Here is a 20,020-nt window from a genome sequence, read left to right as displayed (position 1 = left end):
ATTTTCCCCGAAATTAAGCAATCAAACTCGATGATCAGGGGCAAGAGTACAAGGATAATTAGGATCGCCTGTTTCAATTTGTAAGGTAGGATGTTCAATGCCGAACAAATCATGTAATTGATGACAAGTTTCGGTTAAAAAACCATCCCCAGGAACGCCATTAGGCATCACTAAATGAACCGTTAATGCTGTTTCACGGGTACTCATGGCCCAGATGTGAAGATCATGAATTTGAGTCACTCCAGGAAGTTCCATTAAATAAGTACGGACAGCTAGGGGTTCAATGGCCACAGGAACAGCATCTAAGGCTAAATTGACAGAATCTTTTAATAATTGCCAAGTTCCGATGACAATAACGGCAACAATAATCAAACTTACAACAGGATCAAACCATAGCCAACCCGTCAATAAGATCGCTAAACCCGTCAAAATAACTCCAAAGGAAACTACCGCATCTGCGGCCATGTGTAAAAATGCCCCACGAATGTTTAAATCTTGATGACGGCCTGACATAAATAACAAAGCGGTGATCGTGTTGATAACAACCCCAACCAAAGCGACAATCATGATAGTGATACCAGGAATTGGACTAGGATTAAATATTCGTTGCATGGCTTCCCAGGCAATACCTCCCATGACTAAAAGTAAGACTAAGGCGTTGAATAAGGCTGCTAAAATTGAAGAACGACGTAGGCCATAGGTATAGCGTTGGGTGGGGGGACGTTGGGACAAAAAGTTACCAATCCAAGCTAAAAGCAACCCGAATACGTCACTTAAATTATGACCAGCATCGGCCAATAGGGAAAGGGAATTAGTCCAAAACCCAAAGAAAAACTCGATCGCAACAAAACCGACATTTAAAAGGGTTCCGATGATAAATGCGCGAGTGTAGTTAGAAATGGGATGATGATGATGGTGGTGATCGTGATGATGGTCATGGGTGTGAGAATCAGGCATAATTATGATCTGGTTTGTGAAGTTCGTAGTGAGGGCTTTAGCCCTGAAAATAAGCCCTAAAGGACTTAATATTAACCTAAATACGAACGAAGACTACTTAATATCTTATGGATAAACCATCTTTAAAGGACAATTAATTTTTAGCTTAACATGAAGCAAATATTACCTTGGTACTGGCGATCGCTTCCTCTCAAACAGTTGACGGGTTCAGCCGTTTTTGAAAGGTTATTTGCTTCAACTGCAACGGTTGCGACTCTCTTAGAAAGTCCTTATCCAACTCCTACTGATTATCCTTTTCTTTCACGTTATTCTATTTGTGCCGGAGAACCCCGAATTATTCAAGGTAAACCGCAATTATGGACTCCTAAAGTTGGGGAAATTTTGCCTTTTTTACAGCAATTATTATCCCAGGATCATCTAAAAGGTCAACAACCGGATCATCTTCCCTTTATTGGGGGTTGGTTGGGATGGTTAGGTTATGATTTAGCTTGGGAAATTGAAAAATTACCTCAATATAATCAGGATAATCTTTCCTTTCCTGTTGCTTATTGGTATGAACCTGAATCTTTTGCTATTTTAGATCATTTAGAACAAACTTTGTGGTTAGCGAGTACCACCTTAAAGGAATTAGATAACTTACAATCTAAATTAGAAACAAAAACTTATTCACCCCCTCACCCCTTCACCTCCTCACCTCATAACCTGTCTTTTTATACCAGCAAACAAGAGTATGAAAATGCTGTCCGTCAGGCAAAAAAATATATTCAAGCGGGGGATATTTTTCAAGCTAATTTATCCTTAAGATTTCAGACTACAACTCAATTAGATAGTTGGACATTGTACCGAACGTTACAGAAAATTAATCCTTCTCCCTTTGCTAGTTATTGGCGATCACCTTGGGGAGATATTATTAGTTGTTCTCCTGAAAGATTAGTGAGTTTATCTAATAATATTGCTCAAACTCGTCCTATTGCTGGAACTCGTCCCCGTGGCCGTAATTTTCAACAAGAAACAGCGATGTTACAGGAACTTTCTTCTGATATTAAAGAAAGGGCAGAACATATTATGTTAGTTGATTTAGAGCGTAATGATTTAGGTAGAGTTTGTCAATGGGGAACGGTAGAAGTTGATGAATTGTTAACCATAGAAAGATATAGTCATGTCATACATTTGGTGAGTAATGTTAAAGGAAAATTGCGTCAAGATAAAACATCAATTGATCTGATTAAAGCCTTATTTCCTGGGGGAACTATTACCGGATGTCCTAAAGTGAGATGTCTGGAAATTATTGAAGAATTAGAACCTGTTAGACGGAGTTTATTTTATGGATCATGTGGTTATTTAGATCAGAGGGGAAATCTTGACTTAAATATATTAATTCGTACTTTATTATATACGCCTTTATCAGCTAATTTATCCAGTGTTTGGGGACAAGTTGGGGCAGGTATTGTGGCTGATAGTTATCCAGAAAAAGAGTGGTTTGAGTCGCTACAAAAAGCCAAAGCACAATTAACAGCTTTAAACTGTAATTTAGAATGATTTCATGTATAATTAAAACTGTAAAGGATAACTAAGCTTTTGAAATTTATTGAGTTATTTGCTGGTATTGGTGGATTTAGACTTGCTTTTGAGCCAGTGGGATATCAATGTGTTTATTCTTGTGAAATTAATGAAGCTTGTCAAAAAGTTTATTATCATAATTTTGGGGAATTGCCTGATAATGATATTACAAAAATTATTTCTAGTAATCTCCCAGATTTTGATGTTTTAACAGCAGGATTTCCTTGTCAACCTTTTAGTATATCTGGCAAAAAAGAAGGATTTAAAGACACTAGAGGAACTTTGTTTTTTTATATTTGTGAAATCATAGAAGTCAAAAAACCATCTGTAATTATCCTGGAAAATGTCAAGCATTTAATTCATCATCAAGAGGGAAAAACCTTAGAAACAATTATTTATGCTTTAGAAGATTTAGGTTATTTAGTGGATTATAAACTTTTGAATGCTAAAGATTTTGGACTTCCCCAACATAGAGAAAGAATTATTATTGTTGGTACTCGTCACAAAAAATTTAATTTTAACCTTCTCAAATCTCAAAAACCTGTTCCTAAGCTTAGAGATTTCTTATGTAAAACTGGCGAGTTTGAATATTTGAAACCTCAAGAATATACATTAATAGAAAATCCTAAAGAACAGTTATCAGGTTTGATTTTTGTAGGATATCGTAATAAAAATATTTGGAAAACAGGAATTAGACCAAATACCGAACATCTTTCTAGAGTCCATCGTCAACCTAATAGAATTTATTCAATTGATGGTGTTCATCCAACCATTCCCTCTCAGGAAACATCAGGTATATTTTTTATCTATATTCCTGAAGAAAATGCAGTCCGTAAACTGACCATTCAAGAATGTTACAGAATTATGGGATTTCCTCATAATTTTATCATTCATCAAAGTCTTTCAGAGGCTTATAAGCAAATCGGAAATTCTATTTGTATTCCCTTGTTTAAAGAATTAGCAATTCAAGTAAAAGAACAGATATTTGTTTATTATTAATCTGCGATCGCAGGTTCTAATCCCATAATCCAACATCTCCCATAAGTCGGACTATCAAATTGAAACATACAATTAAATCCTGCTTTTTGATAAGCTTTAATGGCAAAATGATTATTAACTGAGGTACTCATTATAATTACGGGAATAGTGAGATCTTTTAATAACTTATCGACTAAAATTTTTAACACAATTGGCCCAATTCCACACCCAAGATAATCAACTTCTCCGATAAAAATATCAATATCTACCGATCCATCAGGAATAGTTTTAATTCCTACTAAATTTAATTCTTCTTGATTCACTTTTTGCCAGCGAATATAACCAACAGAAACATCATCAGCGACAATAATTGCATGATTATCACTAGAAAGGTTTAACGCCTGTTGAAGATTATTTTCAGGATGAATCCACCATTGATAAACATGGGTACGATATAACCATTTTTCTAGAATTTCTCGATGCTTTTCTGGTAAAAAAGGAGTAAGATTAATAGTCTTAATTTGTTTGGACATACATAATACGATCAATCAACTGTGTTTCGATGTTGTCCGACTTGATAAAGTAGCAGTAAAGCGACAATAACGCCTACTAATCCAGCAGCAATCACATTGAGCATCGCTTGAATAGCAATCATATTTGATGGGGTAATTAATGCCCCTGGGGCTGCTAAAGTTGTGCCAATTTGATTAGGGGCAATCACTGTTGCACCTTGGGGCAAGGTTAACAATTTAAAGGTTAATTCACCAACCCGCAAGAGAGCAATTAGCACAGCGAAAACCATGATCCCAATATTAGCAAATAATCCTAACTGGAGATCTCGGATAATCTGAGATTTAGAGGGTCTTGTTTCTGAATTTTTGAGTTTTTTGGCGAGTTGAGTGTAACGAAAACACCAATAAATACTGAAAATAAGAATAATTAAACAGGCGATCGCCAGCCATAAACCCAAGGAAAATCCGCCCGTCTGTTTTTGTCCCGATTGGGATAAAACATAAGTAACCACAACGAGAAGGGGAATAAATCCTAGTAACACTTGTAAGATTAAACCAATTCGCCCCAACCAGAGAAGGGAACGGCCAATCTGTTGGGGAGTTGGACTACTTGTTTCAGACTTCAAGAAATTAAACATCGTGACTATTCATGCCTATATCAAACTTATTATATAAAACAATTAGACATTATCAGCTTAAATCCTTAAGGATTAAGCTATAAAGACAAAACCCGCCTACGCGGGTTAAATTTAGCTGCCGAAGGGCGGCTTTGTTTGTATAGTATCAGGCTTTAGTCTGTCATTAGGTATTGATTGAGCTAGTATTTTAACCTTTAAGGATTATTTGAACAATAGAGTCGCTCCGCCAAAGTTGCATCAACAATAAATGGGTTTTCATTGCCTTGAAATTCAGCAATTTTTTGACTTCTTTCAAGCTCTATTGTATCCACAGGATCAAGTTTATGCCATTGACATAAATCCTCTTGTTGTTCTCGAAAAAACTCAGGTGATTCTTGATTAGCTTGCTCACGATAAATGGTGTAAAAATAGAAAACAGCGCGAGCAATATCTCCTTTTTTTGCTTCCCTGGGTTCAAAGTTTTGTGAATTAGATTCACTGTACTCATCAATATCATTCCTTGGGATAAATTCTAGTCTTTCAGTGTTACGATACCAGTCGTTAGTTCTGGGATCAGGAATTTCTGCAAAGGCTTTATTTCCTCTGGCACTATTAACATTATCTCTGGCCGGAAGTAGATGATGTAAATCACTTCTTCCAGGTTCTTCTCTTGCTCCTCTTGACTGTGGCCAAATATGTTCTGCATTAATATTCTTAGAAAACGCATCAGAACTAGGATCTTTAGTAGGATCAAGAGTAATTTGATAATTGGTATAAACCCCAGTAACTACCCCATTATCATTGTCAATTTGACCATACATAATATCTCTGGCCCGATCATAACCAAGGGTTTTATCTGGGGTATAATCTTCAATGACTTGATTTAATAAAGTCTCTCCTGTTAGCTCAGGAAATATCATATTAGTTTGGGCAAAGCTATTCCTTTGAGGATAGTAAAATAAGCAGAGAACGGTGATTAAAAATACGATAATCTTGTTCATGGTTGTTGAGAAACCCCTTTAATTCTTTTCTTACTATCAACGACATTAGGGGAATTTCCTGATTTTTTTTGTAAAACTTTATATAATTTTACATGGATTAATTTAAAGGGTTTTAAATTAAGTTTTCTCTCAAATTGGGTTAAGTATTGATTAAGGATATTTTAAATTATATAATCAGTAAAATAAGGTGGGCAATGCCCACCTACGGTCTTATTTTGAGGAAAATAAAAGGGAACCCAAAATTAATACACCAAACCCCAAACGATACCAAACAAAAATCCAAGTATCCCGTTTTTGTAAATAACGAATTAACCAAGCGATCGCCAAATAAGAAAACACTGCCGAAGAAATTACCCCAACAATTACAGGAAAAATAATATCGCTAGAAAGTCCCATATCAGCAACATCTTTTAATTCTACAATACCCGCTAAAGTAATAGCTGGAATGCCCAATAAAAAAGAAAATCTCGCCGCAGTTGCTCGTTCTAAATTAATAAATAATCCCGATGTAATAGTTGAACCAGAACGAGATACCCCAGGAATTAAAGCTAAAGATTGAGCAAACCCCATCACCACTCCATCTCGCCAACCTAACTGATTAAAATTACGTTTATGAGTTCCTAATTTTTCCGATAATGCTAATAATAATGCCATCACAATAGACGCGATTGCAATCACATTAAGACTTCGCATGGGTGAATTATCTAAATCAGGAATTAACACTTTCATTAATAGTCCAAAAAACAGAATAGGTAAAGTTCCTAAAGCAATTCCTAACCCTAGCCGAAAGTCATGGGATTTATAATCAGATTGACGAATGGCTTTGATCATTCCTCTAATAATTTGACTTAAATCTGACCAAAAATACCACAAAACAGCAGCAATACTTCCCAATTGAATAACAGCAGTAAAAGCCACCCCTGGATCACCCCATCCTAAAGCTACCGGAACCACCTTTAAATGGGCTGTACTGCTAATAGGTAAGAATTCCGTTAACCCCTGTACCATCCCTAAAATAATCGCTTGAAACCAGTTAAATTTAGCAATGGTATGATCGGAAGTGGTTGGGGTTGCTGCTTGAGCAAACATTAAGGGGGACAAAGCAAAAATTAACCCGCTACTGAAAGCAAACAGACTAATTAAGCTTAGTTTTGGGTGTTTAAGTTGACTCATAGAGGTTGGAATATTTGGGTTAAAGTTTTCAGAATTTTATCCTAAAATTGGCCCTTTGACTGTAACTTGTGCTAAAAATGCTTAATTGACTCGGTTAAAACAGTCCAAAATCTTCGGAAAATCCACCAGTTTTCCTAAGACTGTTTCTGAGATATTTTACATAATAGCCTTGATTCTTGGCTAGGAAATAATTAAAAGTATTGTGAGGGATTTTATGCTACAATTCTTACCAATACTGATAACTGTTAACAACCGACTATTTGCATTCATCGTCATGAGTAATATTCAAGTTAGTGTGAGAATTCCGCCCCATTTGTATGAAAAATTATTAGCTCATACTAACAGCCTTGGTCTTTCTAAGTCTAAGGTGATAGCCCTTGCTTTATCGAACTATTTAGAGACGGATGAGCCTAAACCCTCATCCCTCGAAGATAGGATGATTCAACTGGAACAACGTCTTAACAGTCTAGAGTTTACCTCTCCAGAAACAGAACCCATTAAAAAAGTTGATGGGATCTCACCGCAACCCTTACCCTCATTTAAGATACCTCCCCTCCAACTATTAACCGTAGAAGTCCCAACAGTTAATGAAACAGGAGAAATTATTGAACAGGTTTCCCATCAAGTTAAATCCTTTAAAGAAGAATTAGGTGATGGGGTTACATTAGATATGATCTATATTCCTGGGGGAACCTTTTTGATGGGATCACCAGAAACAGAAAAAGGTTCTCAAGTCTGTGAACAACCTCAACATTCTGTTACCGTTGAAGGGTTCTTTTTGGGACAATTTCCTATTACCCAGGCTCAATGGCAAGTGGTGGCCCATTATCCTAAAGTTAAACGAGATCTTAACCTCGATCCCGCTTTTTTTAAAGGATGCGATCGCCCCGTAGAACGAATTTCTTGGGAAGATGCAATGGAATTCTGCGATCGCCTTTCTCAACATAGTCAACGCCCCTATCAACTGCCGAGTGAGGCAGAATGGGAATATGCTTGTCGTGGAGGCACAACCACAGCCTTTAGTTTTGGGGCCACCTTAACGGGAGATCTTGCTAATTATATGGCGAAGCGTCTTTATGGGGGGGAAGGGTTTGGGGTTTATCGTCAAGAAACAACAGAGGTTGGCACGTTTTATCCCAATGCCTTTGGATTATATGATCTTCATGGTAATGTCTGGGAATGGTGCGCTGATGCTTGGCACTCTAATTATGAAAATGCACCCAGAGCAGGGAAATCTTGGTTATCGTCTCAGACGGATACTCGTCGCGTGTTAAGAGGGGGTTCGTGGGATGAAGATGCTCATCGTTGTCGTTGTGCTTCCCGTTATGCTTATCATCCTCAAGCCGTTAGGGTTAATCAATTTGGGTTTCGGGTTATCTGTAATTTCTTAAAAATATAGGAAAGGGAACAAAAAACAGTGAAATTAATGATTTTGGAGACATTTACTAGAACTGAAAATAAAAGGTTTTTTCAGCAATATTTCTCTAGGGTTATTAATGCTGTGATCTGTATCGATTCTATTTACCTGAGATCTTGAACCTAGCTTGAAAAACCCGATTTTTTAGCAAATAGTAACGAAGTTATGCTTGATTTACTGTCTTTTAAAATCGGAGTTGTGTGATTTTTAAATCATGGTACAAGATCTCAGTTTACGATACCAAACAGCATAAAGTGGTTTTTAAATGGGAAAATTTGTATTAATCATCAGAACTGAATACGTCTTTAATTTCACGAAAAAATCCCGTAATATCTCCCCAAGAAATTTTAAGCAAAGATAAAATTCCCACCGTAATTAATAGTAGTCCTAACCAGAAATTATCTTCATAAAGCACTAAACCAACAACCACAATAAAATAAGGGGAAACAATACTACTTATTTTTTCAACAATATTAACCACTTCAGGATTATTTAATTCCCGTTGAGGTTGAAAATTAACTTGGATTTTACTTAATTCAGTATCTTCTTGAGCCGCATCTTCTATTTCTGATTCTGAAGGAAATATAATATCAGGAATTTCTGTGTTTTCTGTGGGTTTGTCGTCTTTGGGTTGTCTACCAAACATATTTAATCTCTCCATTTTCAACGAATAAATTCTTTTCTATGGTAGCCAAAAATTGGGCAAAAATTCATTAAAAAATGTACGGAAATTTTGATTGAGGAGTCTCCCAATCTGAATAGGGGGTTCATCGGGTTCCACAGGAATAATTGTAGCAGGTTTTCCTCCCAGTTGTTCAATCACTAAATTCGCTGGATCTTTCTGAATACCTGACCCCTGAAAACTTTAAGGTAAACTTCACGCCAGTACCCTTTGAGTTTACCCCTAAAGACAAAACGATAAGCAGACAACTCTCCCTTGAGTTGCTTGAAGCTGTAAAAGCAGCTTCAGCACACAAGCGATAATTAAAGCGGGACGAAGTTTTCCTGATTTCAAGTCTGCTTGAGGAAAACGAATTAGAACAATATCATCTGGTTTCATGGTTGATAAATTTCTAAAGTCGGCGATCGCCTTAGCCATCTATCATCATTAACTTGAGTCATAAACTCATATCCTCCTGCTTTGACTTTTAATTTTCCTTCTTTATATCCTAAAAAGATGGGTGATTTATCTTTTGTTTGACTATTATAAAGGGCAAAATTTTCTGACCATTGATGTAAGTCTCCATTGCGAATAATCATCGGTAAAAGATTGAGTGTATTATAAATTAATTGTAATGTTTGTTTGTTACTTCCTTGATAAGTAACAATTCCTTGGTTTAGTTTTTGTAAATTAAGCTGACTATTTTTTTTGACATTATTTTTAAATTTTTCATAACTACCATGAGATTCTTTTTCCCCAACTTCTAAAGCAAACCCATAAACATTCTTATCTTTCATTGCTGCGGTCAAAAATATTTCTTCTAAATACTTTTCTTTAGTTCTTTTATGATCATTAATTACTTCTTGATAGTTTTGTAAGTTAATAGGATGAACTGCTAACCAAGTTTTCTCCAACTTAAAAAACCAAATATCATCTTCTATTTCTGCTTGAGCAGTTTTCGGTATTTGAAAATTAAAAGGTGCTTGAGAGGGAGGCCGTAACCAAATTAAAAGATTGCGATATTGTCCAATTTCATCTCCTGGTTTTTTACCCGCATTTACTATTTTCCCCCCTGTATTAACCACAAAATAATCAACCCCTCTTTGAGTATTATAAGCCATTAATTTAAACGGTGCAACATCCCCATCTGCAAAAGTTCCTGCTAAACTTCCCATCTGATAACTATTGCCAATAAATTGAGTTTCCCAGTAACCAGGTTCAAGATCATTGCCAGGTTTCCAGTTTTCATATAAAGGTTTGCTGCTGAGAATTTCTACTGGTTTATTAAAGTTTTTATGTGCTAAATTCATTACTGCTAATGGGGGACGATAGGTACTGGTAACGAAAAATAAAGTATCTTCTTCCGGGTGATTATTTGGTAAGGGAGTATCCCCAAAATATAACCAAAAAGTTCGCGCAGAAGATGAGGCCATGGCAACATTTCCTCCTCCATAATCTCGTTTTACAGGGCCACCCCAACCTCCCCGATAATATTTAATCGCGGCAGCAGTAGATAACCAATCTAATGCCTCTTTTGCTAATAGTTTAACTTCGGGATCTTTGGCGAAATCATAGAGGTTTAAATAGGGTGCAAAGGTATGTCCATGATATATTTCTGAGTCCCATTCTCCCATACCAATATTATACAAGGCCGAGACATATCTTTGGATTTTTTCTTTATAAATTAGGCGTGTTTTTTCATTCCCTGTTTCTTCGGCCATTAAGTATACAGATGTCTCTCTCATTGCTCTTAAATTGTCTGTATTTCGTCCATCTACCCACCTCCCTCTGCGACTAATATCCCAGTCTCTTCCCTCATTATTTCCTAACCCATAAACAGGGTGGGGACGAGTTAAAGGATCTTCTGATGTCCATTTTTTTGCTCCCTCAAACATCCGTTTTTTATAAGCAGGATCAAGATATTTTCCGTATAGAAAATATTTGCGAATTTGTCCTTTTAATGTAAAACAATAATAGTAATCAATGCCTTCTGTATGTTGATGTTTGTTTGCTTCGGGATCTTCTTTTTCTAAAAAGGCGATCGCTTTCTGTTCATTTCCTGCTAAAAAATCAAACATTGCACGGGGATAAGAACGTTTTTCATTCTCTCCATAACCACTCCCATAACTCTCCCAATTAGCATAAAAATTGATGATTGTCTTTGCTCTTTCTTGAAAGCTTTTTTCTAATTCTTTTGTCCATTGATTACGAAATTTTGGCTCTACTTGAGGCAAATTAAGGGAAGATATATGACTAGGATAATTAGTTTCTTGTGCTATTATTAAGGGATTACTAGCAAGACAACTGATTAAGAAACTGCCAAATAGTAATAATAGAATTAATTGATAGTATGTTTTTTTGTTTTTCATTTTAATCACTTATTTGTTGATGATTTCAAAGGAATAGTTTGAGCCTTCAGGTGCATTTTTGCCGCCTTTAATTACTTTAACTAAAATTGGATCAGTGTTGCGATCGCCATTACTCAAAAATTGTAAGGTTTCTCCTGATGTTTCTGTGGATAATAAGTTAGTTTGCTTGAGTTTATTTAATACTGTGTTTCTAGTAGCATCGGTCGATAAAGCATTAATTAATGCTTGGGTGGCATCATAACTGCTTGCTGTACGCCAACTTACCCTTCCTCCCCATCTTTTTGCTGCTGTATTTGTATAGGAATAAGTGTCTTTAGCAAACCAGGGAACAGCTAATACTAAACCCTCTACTGCATCACCGCCAAAAGTTAAAGTGGCAGGGTTATATAAGGCATCACCTCCTAATAGTTTCATGGGGGTAGATAACTGATGATTTGTCTTGGCAACTTGCAAAGAAAGATTAGTTATTTCTTGCTCTGTATTAGGTAATAAAACAAAGGCATCAAATTGATTTTGTAACACTTCTACTGTACTTTTAGCATTAAAATTCGTTAAACTTAGATCAAAAATACTAACCTTGCCTAACTGCTCAAAATACTTAACAAAAGCATCTTTAAGACTCTGACTATAATTGCTGGCTGAAGTATAAAAAATAGCGACTTTATTGATATTATTATCAATCGCATATCTGGCTAAAATTTCTCCTCCTTTAGCATCAGAAGGAACAGTTCTAAAAAATACATTACTAAATAAACTGGTGCTGGTACTGGTAGGAGAAATCATGGCAATTCCTGCTTTTTCATATTCCTTTAATGCGCTGGCACTAGCACTACTAGAATTATGGCCAATCACTCCTAAAATGGCAGTATTATTCGCTATTTTTTTGGCTACTTGTTGGGCAATATTTGGTTCATTACTATCATTAACTATCATGATTTCTAGTAATCGATTATTTGAGCTTTGTTGATTAAATTTTGTCTGTGCATCAGCCACACCCCGTAACATTTCTTCTGCATTAGTTGCTTTTGTATCTACAGGGACGACGGTAGCTAAAATAAACGGATTTCCTTTTTTTCTTGCTTTTGAATTGTTTAAATATATTTCTATTTCTGGATCTCTTGGATCAGATGTTTTTCCTTCCATAAACAATTGTTTAGCTTCCTCATAATTTCCTGCTTTAAATGCTGCTATTCCTTGCTCAACCTGGGGGTTTGGTTTATTAATAAATAAACGGCGATCGCCACTACTAAATCTATCTTCTAGGGAGATGGTAGGATTAATAGGTGGTGATGTGGTAGGGGATTGAGTTATCGTAGGGGTAGGAATAGGATTATTATTTGAGTTGTCACGGATAAAAATGTGTTTAAAAATAACTTCCCAGAGGACAATAATAATAGTAACTGTTCCTATGGTACTGAGAATGGCAAAGATGATTTTTAATGTTTTGTTCATAAATAATCTTAACTAACTGTAAATCTAGTTGATTTTTTAGATCCTAATGATAGCTTAATTATTAAATAAGTATCTGTAAATTATTATCTCAGTAAAACCTGTTCCCTACAAACAGTAGACAGACAATACTCTGTCCCGAAGCAGCAACATTCTCACTATCAGCTACGTCAAGATCCCAGACATTAACGCGCTTTCCTCGCGCTAAACTTTTAATGTTTTTAAGTTGTCACCGTAGGGACTATGAAACTCACACTCATTGACAAATTAGCCACTGTCACCACTTTTGCACTCATTAATATTATTCCTCATTTGCCCGTTCTGGCATCCCCCTTTGAGCAACAAGAAGTAAAGCAAGATGAATTTATTGCCATCACTAGACCTTATGGGGAAAATAAATACGATCTACTGATTGTGCGACAAATTCCAGGACAACGAGACTGTTGGAGTGAAAGTGGTTCTAACCCTGTTACCATCGAGCCATTACTCCTCAACTTTAACTTTACCGGAAGTTGTGAACGCAGTACCGATAGCAACGGCTATTCAATCCGAGTCGATGGGGAAGATTACGGATTAGACTATCTTTTAAGAATTGTAGAACGTAACGGAGAATTAGTCTTAGTCGGAACTCATCGCACCAACTTGAGTCAACCCGAAATAGTGATTGGGAGAACCCACGGCATAGCATCAGGATTTCTGAAAATAGATCTTGATCCTAGCTGGAGATTTACCAAACGCGCTTATGGTGGTCAAGTCTTAGGTCATGTCTACCTAACTGGAGATAATGCCGCGCTTCAATCTCAACCCCCTTCAATCGCTAATAATAACCCCTCATCGACCATTACGGAAACGGAAACTGAATCCACTCAACCCATTCAAGAATTAACCTTTACCGCAGAAAACGACCCCCCCACCTCATCTTTGTCAACCCAACCCCTTCCCCCTGCCGTCCCCTCCCGTAATACCTTACCGCCTCCACCCAAACCCCAAGCTTCCAGTGAACCCCCTCCCTTACCCGCTTTCTCCGATCTTCCTCCCCTCGCTCCTCCTCCTGTCAAAAGTACCAGTGGGGTTGTGCCACCACCCCCAGCCAACGCCACAAATTCAGGACGCAATAACCTGTCTGATGTGGTGGGTTCCCTCTCTCGTCCTACCCCAACCGGAACCCCAAAAACTGTCACATCTCAAGGGTATCGGGTCATTGTTGCGGCCAAGAATAGCAGCGAGCAGTCTCGCGTGCGATCGCTTTATCCTGATTCTTTTGCCACCTCTTACAAGGGACGTTCAATGTTACAAGTTGGCCTGTTTAGTAGTCGAGATAATGCAGAAAAAGCCTATCAAAGTTTAGAAAATGTGGGATTAAACCCGATTATTATCCCTTAATCTTCAGAAAATCTGATATTTTCACAACAAATCGCTTTCACTGCGTACCTTTTTCATGGTTTGGGGAAGTACCCCCACCAATAACCCAAAGGCCCGATCTGGTAGTTGACTGGCCGTATCCGCATCAAACCAATGTTCAAATTGGTTGAGAATGACTTGCGCCCGTTGTTGCGGGATGGCATTGTCACTAATTTGCTTGGCTAATTTAATCCACTGTCGCCGAATTAAGTAACTATTGATCCGTTCTTGGGAAGTTTTGGCCATGATTAAAGAGAGTTTACCCACAGGCAGCACATCAATAACATCCCCATCAAATTCCGCGCCGATCGCTGCTCCTGGCCCAGCAAATTCAGCATGATAGGGTTTATAAAGAATCAAGCCATTTTTGCGACGGGGGTTAATCACCAATAACTCTTGATTATGCAGACGAGATAAGATCTCGTTCACCTGTTGTTCTCCTTTCTGTTGCGCTTCAAGCTTGATCTCATGGTCTGACATCGGAGGTTTCCTCCTCATGAATGGTTAGGGTTTTTTGCAATAATAACCGTCGCGGACTTTGAAAGAGCCAATTTTGCCAACTGAGTTCCTTTTCTAGCAATTGATAACCACTGCTGAGATAAAGTTGTTTGGCGGCATCGTTATTGTCTAAAACATGGAGATTTAGGGTTTTATATCCCCATTCCCAGGCAATTTGTTCACATTTGAACAGTAAATGACGGGCCACTCCCTGTCGTCGATGACTCTGAAGTATGGCTAAATTACTGATGTAAGGGTAATGGCCATTGAATCCTGTTCTTACGGTTAACTCTATGGTACCAATGACCTTTTCTGGTTCTCCTGTTGCTGTTGGCATAATGTAAATAGCCACTAAACAGCAATAATGAGGAGCAGCAGTGCGTAAGCGCGATCGCAGATCTTCAGAGACGCTTAATTGTAATAAGGGTTGTAACACAGACAACCACCCTGAATGGGGATGAAAACTTTGGGTTAACACCTCAGCAAGTTTTTTCACATCCTGTAATTGGGCTTTTCTGATAGTGGTTTGACACCCCTTGGGGGCGGTTTCCCCTAACTGAGAAGCATTAGACAAAAAAGATGATAACCCACACAAATTCACAAACTCTCCCCAAGGAATTTTAAAATATGCGATTCTGTTTTTATTATCGCTCAGGCCCATTAGAATCATTACCCAGTCAAAATAATTAAATTATATCAAGGATTAAAGGCCATTGGGACGGATGGGGAGATAAGCTAAGACGCATTTTAAATGCGTCTTAGTAAGTCATTCGTAATAAGGGTTTTCCTTATGTTAATAAATTTTTAAAAATAGTTAATAATTTTGTTATGTTATAATCAATTATAAAAAAACAGATAAATATGAGGTGAGATTATGTTGAATTTTCTGGATTCTCTGTTGGGTCGTCATCCCGAAAAGATTAAAGCTAAGGTAGAAATATATACTTGGCAAACCTGTCCTTTTTGTATTCGCGCTAAATTTTTACTCTGGTGGAAAGGGGTTAATTTTACTGAATATAAAATAGATGGGGATGAAGTTGCTAGGGAAAAAATGGCACAACGAGCTAAGGGAAAACGTACCGTTCCGCAAATTTTTATTAATGATCAACATATTGGAGGATGTGATGATATTTATCGTCTTAATGACGAGGCAAAGTTAGATTCTCTTTTCTTTCAATCATCTATTTAGGAACTGCCATGTCGCTTCTGACGATATCAACAGAAGACAGGGTTTCAATCCAAACCGTCGCGCCAAAACATTTAGGGGCATCGGGACGATAAGTAATGCGACAGGGGCCATTAATCGCTATTTCATGACCATACATATTTTGTTGACAATGCTTAACCGCAATCACGGGATACAGATCTGTTCTGTCTTTATCTTGTTTGAGCAGATCACCATTTTGTCTAATTAGATCGCGGTTGACATGGATAATGCTCTTAGCTGGAACTCGTTTGGTTTTCCATCGGGGTTTAGGGCCGCGAGCGCGTTTCGCAATGACAGGCACCGCATTATATAAGGGAATAATCCAAATTTTCCCTGATTTATAGGCTCCTTGGACTCGTCCTTCCTTGAGTAGTACCCGCAGTCTGGTACCAGAAATTCCCAGGCATTCCGCTGCTTCAGTTGTCCCAACAAACATAATGATAGCTTCTAACTCTTTACTATTGCGATAATTTAATATTAAGGTAATTATAATCGTTAAACCGAATTTAAGCACCTTTCCCCAGCTATGTAGTATAAGGGGTTGACACAATAATATAAGTTTAATTATTAATCGAAAACTTTATACAGTACCGAAAATTTATGTCCGACTACTTAAAGGTAAAGCCTTTCCGACCTAAGGCTTTTTCCGCAATGATCTCTCTCTGGCCCATTCTAAAATTAACCGATGTTCAGCACGGGCGATCGCCTGATAAGTAACAGCTACTGCTTCGGGTTCCACAGAAATTGTTGTAATTCCCCACTGTACCAACTGTTCAATAATTTGGGGAGATTGGACAATCAGTTGACCACAAATCGAACAAGGAATATTAAGGGCTTTTGCTTGCTGAATTAAGGCTTTTAGGGCCCCTAATATAGCCGATGAACAAGGAAAAGAAGTCTCATTAAACAGGGGATGATCTCGCTCAATGCCTAACAATAAAGGTACTAAATCATTAGTACCAATAGCCACCCCTTGCACCCCAGCTTGTACATAATCAGATAGTTGAAAAATGACCCCAGGAACTTCTGCCATAATCCACAGTTGAAAAGAATCTGAAGGAATTAAGTTAAATTCTTCAACAAGATGACGACAAAAACGAAATTCTTCAACGGTTCGCACAAAAGGCAAAATCAAATTAAGATTAGGAAATACTTGCTGATAAACTTCAGCTAAAGCCTGTAATTCTAAGCGAAATAGAGTTGAATCAAGCTGATAGCCTAAAGTACCTCGACGATCTTGATCCGTAGAAAATTTATCATCAAAGGTTCGATAAAAAATGGGATGAGGAGCAAAAAATTCAGCAAATTGGCTTATCCTTTGTTTGAGCTTTTCGACAATTTCTGATGGTTTAGAATCCTGTAGCCATTCTGTTAGGGAAGCGGGGGAACATAAATCCAACAGCATTAATTCTGAACGGACTAACCCTAGTCCATCAATGGGTAAATCAATCACTTTCAGCAAAGAACTAGGCTGACTCAAATTTACCATCAATTTTGTGCCAAGAGGATAATTATAGGTTATTTTTTCTGGTAACAATAAGGGCTTTTCCTGGCTCATATTTGACTCATCAATAGTATTCAAAGAAATACTTCCTTTGTTGCCATCAAGTAAAATTTCATCCCCTGTTTGTAACCAAGTGGTAACACCAGACACCCCCACCACTGCCGGAATACCTAATTCCCTGGCTAAAATCGCTGCATGGCTTGTCATTCCTCCATCTTCGGTAATAACCCCGGCAGCTTGCTTGAGCCAAGATAGTTGAAAAGGGTGAATTTTTTGAGTAACAATAATACTGCCAGTTAATTGAGTCGTCTCAGGGATACTCTCTTGGGTTAATAGATAGATTTTCCCATGAATGCGACCAGGAGCAGCCCCAATGCCCATTAATTGAGATTGAGAGGGGTTGATCGAACTGTGTTGGGTTATCAATGATGTCCTTTGAGTGGAGAGGGAGGGCAGTAATTGCGCGATCGCCCATGAAGATGATAAGCGATCGCCCGATTCCAGTTTGATCCATTCTAAAGACTCCCAATAAATTTGATGGTCTTGTAACCTCTTAATTAATTGCCATAACTCTGTCAGGGACTCTAGATCTAAACAGTATTGTCCTTGTTCTTCATTACTCAATAAATAGGGTTCTAAACAACTATCTGTACTGTCTGGATTTTCTGGAGAGACTTTTAGACGATAGGCGCGGATTTTATTGCCAATTTCTTGTTTAATAATTGCTCCGGTTAATGGCTCAATTTCCCAATGATCCGGTAAAATTTCCCCTTGTAATAAGCTATAACCTAACCCCCAATTCCCCTGAATTTCCCAATAATTTTCATAATTAGTCCCTGTCCCTGAGGCGATCGCCTGAACCATAGGCTGTACTAAAATGGCGAAGTTTAACTGGTCAATTCTAATCCCTAAACGTTGCCAATAAAATAAGCTTTTGGCACTTAATAATTGGGCCCACAGTTGTTTAATAGCCAATTCCAAATTTTGGGGAGAATTGTCACATAGTTGGGCCGGGGTTAACCCAGAAAAGTCTTGTTGAGGGGGAAATGGCCCACTCAAAGACGCTCGTAAAATTAAGGATGAGGCTTGGAGAGCGGCGGTTGCTTCTCCTAAACTCTCATGCCATTCCATCGGAAAAGCTGCACTTAAAATGGCTTGGCGACTCTGTTGGGCCACCAATTGCAAAGCGCGAGGATTATCAACATCTAAATACAGAGAAGATGTGGGAAAATCAGCTAGAAGTGAACTAACATCGTTTAAATTCTCAAGAAATTGCCGAAAAACTGTAGAACTAATCACAAAACCAGGAAACACAGGATGGCCACTCTGGGCGAGTTGGCTCAGCATCCACGCTTTTTCCCCCACAATGGTATGATCCTGGGATTCAATCTGAGAGAGCCAATAAAGCTTAATCACTGATGAAATAAAGTCTAAACCCTAACCCAATACCGAAAAACCCTTGACAGGGCTTTGTCTAAATTTTGGTAACTTTTGAAAAATCTGCCTCAATTGTTAAGATAACATAACAAAATTCAACACTAATGTCAATCTTTGCTAACCCCTTGTCATTGAGACGTTAAACTTTGTTTATTGTTCACGACGGATTAACCATGATTTATCATATTACAACCATAGGAGATTGGGAAAAAGCACAAAAATTAGGGGAATATCTAACCCCATCTTTAGAAAAAGAGGGATTTATTCATTGTTCAACTATTGATCAAGTCATGACTATTGCTAATAGTTTTTATCGGGATTATAATGAATTGATTATTTTAAAGATTAATCCCAATCAATTATCATCTACAATTCAATGGGAAGCCCCGATTCATCCTAATACTAATCTTGCTCATAATATTGATAATAATGAAAAATTTCCTCATGTATATGGAACAATTAATCTTGACGCAGTTGTCGAAATAATTACCTTAAATAAAAATCATAAAAATGTTTTTTTATGAGTTATTCAATAATTTATTTTAAAATTGAATTATTGGGGTGAAAACTTTCAAGAGCATTTTATCGCATTTAAAGTTCTGCCATTGCGACTTATGCCCTATGTGGCTTTTCCAATTTAGGATCAATTGGGATTTTAATTGGAGGCATGACAGCGATCGCTCCTAAATTTTCTGCAAAATTCAAGCCATGACTGACTCCAGATCACAGCCATTTCTGCTAATGTGTGCTATTCTATTCAAGAATCAAGTTAACTACTTAAAAATTTCGCTTTTACTCCTTTGAGGATTAATAATATGGTTCAAGCTAAAGAAAACACCAAAAATGATATTGTCTCCATTCCTTTTACCGTTTCTCATGGTGGAGTCTCTGCGACAGAAATCCGTCCTTGGGGGTCATTTACTACCCTAGAAGAAGGGCCCGGATATAAGATCAAACGTATTGAAGTAAATCCTGGCCATCGTCTCAGCTTACAAATGCACCATCACCGTAGTGAACATTGGATCGTGGTATCAGGAACGGCCAAAGTGACTTGTGGGGATACAGAAGAAATCCTCGGTGCTAATGAATCTACCTATGTCCCCCAGTGTACAAACCACCGTTTAGAAAATCCAGGGGTGATTAAGCTAATTTTGATTGAAGTACAAAATGGCGAATATTTAGGGGAAGATGATATTATTCGCTTCCAAGATGATTATTCCCGTCATCAAGCTTAAAAAGCAAAATTAACAACTATATACAGTCTAAAGCCTAATACTAT

The 20,020-nt window shown here is 37.5% G+C and carries 22 protein-coding genes; 9 read left to right on the top strand and 13 right to left on the bottom strand.

Translation table 11 applies throughout. The annotated features are described in order from the left end of the window. Positions 1-21: 21 nt before the first annotated feature. Positions 22-957 (bottom strand): cation diffusion facilitator family transporter, encoded by a 936-nt coding sequence (locus VB691_RS00810; protein WP_323289555.1) that lies wholly within the window; start codon positions 955-957, stop codon positions 22-24. A 150-nt stretch (positions 958-1,107) separates the two neighbouring features. Between VB691_RS00810 and VB691_RS00805 the strand changes: the two genes are divergently transcribed. Both VB691_RS00805 and VB691_RS00800 read left to right on the top strand, forming a co-directional pair. Continuing rightward, positions 1,108-2,496, top strand: a complete 1,389-nt coding sequence (locus VB691_RS00805; RefSeq protein WP_323289554.1) for an anthranilate synthase component I — start codon at positions 1,108-1,110, stop codon at positions 2,494-2,496. A 39-nt stretch (positions 2,497-2,535) separates the two neighbouring features. Beyond that, a complete protein-coding gene (locus tag VB691_RS00800) occupies positions 2,536-3,516 on the top strand; it encodes a DNA cytosine methyltransferase (protein WP_323289553.1) in 981 nt (326 codons plus the stop codon). Here the strand turns inward: VB691_RS00800 and VB691_RS00795 are convergent. The 4 genes from VB691_RS00795 to VB691_RS00780 all read right to left on the bottom strand — a co-directional run bounded on the left by VB691_RS00795 (position 3,513) and on the right by VB691_RS00780 (position 6,798). Next, a complete protein-coding gene (locus VB691_RS00795) occupies positions 3,513-4,028 on the bottom strand; it encodes a GNAT family N-acetyltransferase (RefSeq protein WP_323289552.1) in 516 nt (171 codons plus the stop codon). The genes VB691_RS00800 and VB691_RS00795 overlap by 4 nt on opposite strands. Before the next feature lie 11 nt (positions 4,029-4,039). Beyond that, positions 4,040-4,645 carry a DUF3611 family protein gene (locus VB691_RS00790; RefSeq protein WP_323289551.1) on the bottom strand — a complete coding sequence of 202 codons (606 nt, stop codon included), beginning with the start codon at positions 4,643-4,645 and terminating at the stop codon, positions 4,040-4,042. 194 nt (positions 4,646-4,839) lie between these two features. Further along, complete coding sequence (locus VB691_RS00785; RefSeq protein ID WP_323289550.1) at positions 4,840-5,625, bottom strand: endonuclease I family protein; 786 nt, start codon at positions 5,623-5,625, stop codon at positions 4,840-4,842. Between the two features lie 210 nt (positions 5,626-5,835). Next, positions 5,836-6,798, bottom strand: coding sequence for an undecaprenyl-diphosphate phosphatase (locus VB691_RS00780; RefSeq protein WP_323289549.1), 963 nt, complete (start codon positions 6,796-6,798; stop codon positions 5,836-5,838). A gap of 274 nt (positions 6,799-7,072) precedes the next feature. Between VB691_RS00780 and VB691_RS00775 the strand changes: the two genes are divergently transcribed. Continuing rightward, positions 7,073-8,197: an SUMF1/EgtB/PvdO family nonheme iron enzyme gene (locus VB691_RS00775; RefSeq protein ID WP_323289548.1), complete on the top strand. Its 1,125-nt coding sequence runs from the start codon at positions 7,073-7,075 to the stop codon at positions 8,195-8,197. Positions 8,198-8,495: 298 nt separating this feature from the next. Here VB691_RS00775 and VB691_RS00770 read toward each other — a convergent pair whose 3' ends face one another. Together VB691_RS00770 and VB691_RS00765 are read right to left on the bottom strand one after the other, a co-directional pair. Then, entirely contained in the window at positions 8,496-8,861 is a 366-nt protein-coding gene (locus VB691_RS00770; protein WP_323289547.1) for a hypothetical protein, read from the bottom strand. A gap of 36 nt (positions 8,862-8,897) precedes the next feature. Continuing rightward, positions 8,898-9,038 carry a hypothetical protein gene (locus VB691_RS00765; protein WP_323289546.1) on the bottom strand — a complete coding sequence of 47 codons (141 nt, stop codon included), beginning with the start codon at positions 9,036-9,038 and terminating at the stop codon, positions 8,898-8,900. 8 nt (positions 9,039-9,046) lie between these two features. On the opposite strand from VB691_RS00765, the gene VB691_RS00760 reads away from it, so the two are divergent. Then, complete coding sequence (locus tag VB691_RS00760) at positions 9,047-9,199, top strand: CopG family antitoxin (RefSeq protein WP_323289653.1); 153 nt, start codon at positions 9,047-9,049, stop codon at positions 9,197-9,199. 72 nt (positions 9,200-9,271) lie between these two features. On the opposite strand, the gene VB691_RS00755 is transcribed toward VB691_RS00760, so the two are convergent. Both VB691_RS00755 and VB691_RS00750 read right to left on the bottom strand, forming a co-directional pair. Continuing rightward, positions 9,272-11,245 carry a hypothetical protein gene (locus VB691_RS00755; protein WP_323289545.1) on the bottom strand — a complete coding sequence of 658 codons (1,974 nt, stop codon included), beginning with the start codon at positions 11,243-11,245 and terminating at the stop codon, positions 9,272-9,274. Between the two features lie 9 nt (positions 11,246-11,254). Then, the gene (locus tag VB691_RS00750; RefSeq protein WP_323289544.1) at positions 11,255-12,697 is read right to left on the bottom strand and encodes an ABC transporter substrate-binding protein; all 1,443 of its coding nucleotides are present in this window, start codon (positions 12,695-12,697) and stop codon (positions 11,255-11,257) included. Positions 12,698-12,937: 240 nt separating this feature from the next. On the opposite strand from VB691_RS00750, the gene VB691_RS00745 reads away from it, so the two are divergent. Next, positions 12,938-14,077, top strand: a complete 1,140-nt coding sequence (locus VB691_RS00745; protein WP_323289543.1) for a DUF3747 domain-containing protein — start codon at positions 12,938-12,940, stop codon at positions 14,075-14,077. Positions 14,078-14,098: 21 nt separating this feature from the next. On the opposite strand, the gene VB691_RS00740 is transcribed toward VB691_RS00745, so the two are convergent. Further along, on the bottom strand, positions 14,099-14,575 hold the full coding sequence (locus VB691_RS00740) for a hypothetical protein (protein ID WP_323289542.1): 477 nt from the start codon (positions 14,573-14,575) through the stop codon (positions 14,099-14,101). Beyond that, positions 14,562-15,194, bottom strand: coding sequence for a GNAT family N-acetyltransferase (locus VB691_RS00735; RefSeq protein WP_323289541.1), 633 nt, complete (start codon positions 15,192-15,194; stop codon positions 14,562-14,564). The genes VB691_RS00740 and VB691_RS00735 overlap by 14 nt, the downstream gene beginning before the upstream one ends. Positions 15,195-15,467: 273 nt before the next feature. Here VB691_RS00735 and grxC point away from each other — a divergent pair, with 273 nt between their 5' ends. Continuing rightward, positions 15,468-15,782 carry a glutaredoxin 3 gene (grxC, locus tag VB691_RS00730; protein ID WP_323289540.1) on the top strand — a complete coding sequence of 105 codons (315 nt, stop codon included), beginning with the start codon at positions 15,468-15,470 and terminating at the stop codon, positions 15,780-15,782. Here the strand turns inward: grxC and VB691_RS00725 are convergent. Beyond that, entirely contained in the window at positions 15,775-16,314 is a 540-nt protein-coding gene (locus VB691_RS00725; RefSeq protein ID WP_323289539.1) for a DNA-binding protein, read from the bottom strand. The genes grxC and VB691_RS00725 overlap by 8 nt on opposite strands. Positions 16,315-16,434: 120 nt before the next feature. Further along, a complete protein-coding gene (locus VB691_RS00720) occupies positions 16,435-18,669 on the bottom strand; it encodes a putative PEP-binding protein (protein WP_323289652.1) in 2,235 nt (744 codons plus the stop codon). Between the two features lie 218 nt (positions 18,670-18,887). On the opposite strand from VB691_RS00720, the gene VB691_RS00715 reads away from it, so the two are divergent. The 3 genes from VB691_RS00715 to VB691_RS00705 all read left to right on the top strand — a co-directional run bounded on the left by VB691_RS00715 (position 18,888) and on the right by VB691_RS00705 (position 19,976). Beyond that, entirely contained in the window at positions 18,888-19,265 is a 378-nt protein-coding gene (locus VB691_RS00715; protein WP_323289538.1) for a DUF952 domain-containing protein, read from the top strand. Positions 19,266-19,345: 80 nt separating this feature from the next. Continuing rightward, the gene (locus VB691_RS00710) at positions 19,346-19,453 is read left to right on the top strand and encodes a nucleoside transporter C-terminal domain-containing protein (RefSeq protein ID WP_323289651.1); all 108 of its coding nucleotides are present in this window, start codon (positions 19,346-19,348) and stop codon (positions 19,451-19,453) included. 103 nt (positions 19,454-19,556) lie between these two features. Further along, the gene (locus tag VB691_RS00705) at positions 19,557-19,976 is read left to right on the top strand and encodes a phosphomannose isomerase type II C-terminal cupin domain (RefSeq protein ID WP_323289537.1); all 420 of its coding nucleotides are present in this window, start codon (positions 19,557-19,559) and stop codon (positions 19,974-19,976) included. The last annotated feature ends 44 nt before the right edge of the window (positions 19,977-20,020 follow it).

This window comes from Crocosphaera sp. XPORK-15E, from assembly GCF_034931425.1.
Lineage (GTDB): Bacteria > Cyanobacteriota > Cyanobacteriia > Cyanobacteriales > Microcystaceae > UHCC-0190.
Note: the sequence above shows the minus strand (reverse complement) of the source record. Positions and strands in the feature narration are given on the sequence as shown.

Coding starts and splice junctions, on each gene's coding strand:
- VB691_RS00810 (WP_323289555.1), bottom strand. CDS start 957: ATGCCTGATTCTCACACCCATGACCATCATCACGATCACCACCATCAT.
- VB691_RS00805 (WP_323289554.1), top strand. CDS start 1,108: ATGAAGCAAATATTACCTTGGTACTGGCGATCGCTTCCTCTCAAACAG.
- VB691_RS00795 (WP_323289552.1), bottom strand. CDS start 4,028: ATGTCCAAACAAATTAAGACTATTAATCTTACTCCTTTTTTACCAGAA.
- VB691_RS00790 (WP_323289551.1), bottom strand. CDS start 4,645: ATGTTTAATTTCTTGAAGTCTGAAACAAGTAGTCCAACTCCCCAACAG.
- VB691_RS00785 (WP_323289550.1), bottom strand. CDS start 5,625: ATGAACAAGATTATCGTATTTTTAATCACCGTTCTCTGCTTATTTTAC.
- VB691_RS00780 (WP_323289549.1), bottom strand. CDS start 6,798: ATGAGTCAACTTAAACACCCAAAACTAAGCTTAATTAGTCTGTTTGCT.
- VB691_RS00775 (WP_323289548.1), top strand. CDS start 7,073: ATGAGTAATATTCAAGTTAGTGTGAGAATTCCGCCCCATTTGTATGAA.
- VB691_RS00770 (WP_323289547.1), bottom strand. CDS start 8,861: ATGTTTGGTAGACAACCCAAAGACGACAAACCCACAGAAAACACAGAA.
- VB691_RS00755 (WP_323289545.1), bottom strand. CDS start 11,245: ATGAAAAACAAAAAAACATACTATCAATTAATTCTATTATTACTATTT.
- VB691_RS00750 (WP_323289544.1), bottom strand. CDS start 12,697: ATGAACAAAACATTAAAAATCATCTTTGCCATTCTCAGTACCATAGGA.
- VB691_RS00745 (WP_323289543.1), top strand. CDS start 12,938: ATGAAACTCACACTCATTGACAAATTAGCCACTGTCACCACTTTTGCA.
- VB691_RS00740 (WP_323289542.1), bottom strand. CDS start 14,575: ATGTCAGACCATGAGATCAAGCTTGAAGCGCAACAGAAAGGAGAACAA.
- grxC (WP_323289540.1), top strand. CDS start 15,468: ATGTTGAATTTTCTGGATTCTCTGTTGGGTCGTCATCCCGAAAAGATT.
- VB691_RS00705 (WP_323289537.1), top strand. CDS start 19,557: ATGGTTCAAGCTAAAGAAAACACCAAAAATGATATTGTCTCCATTCCT.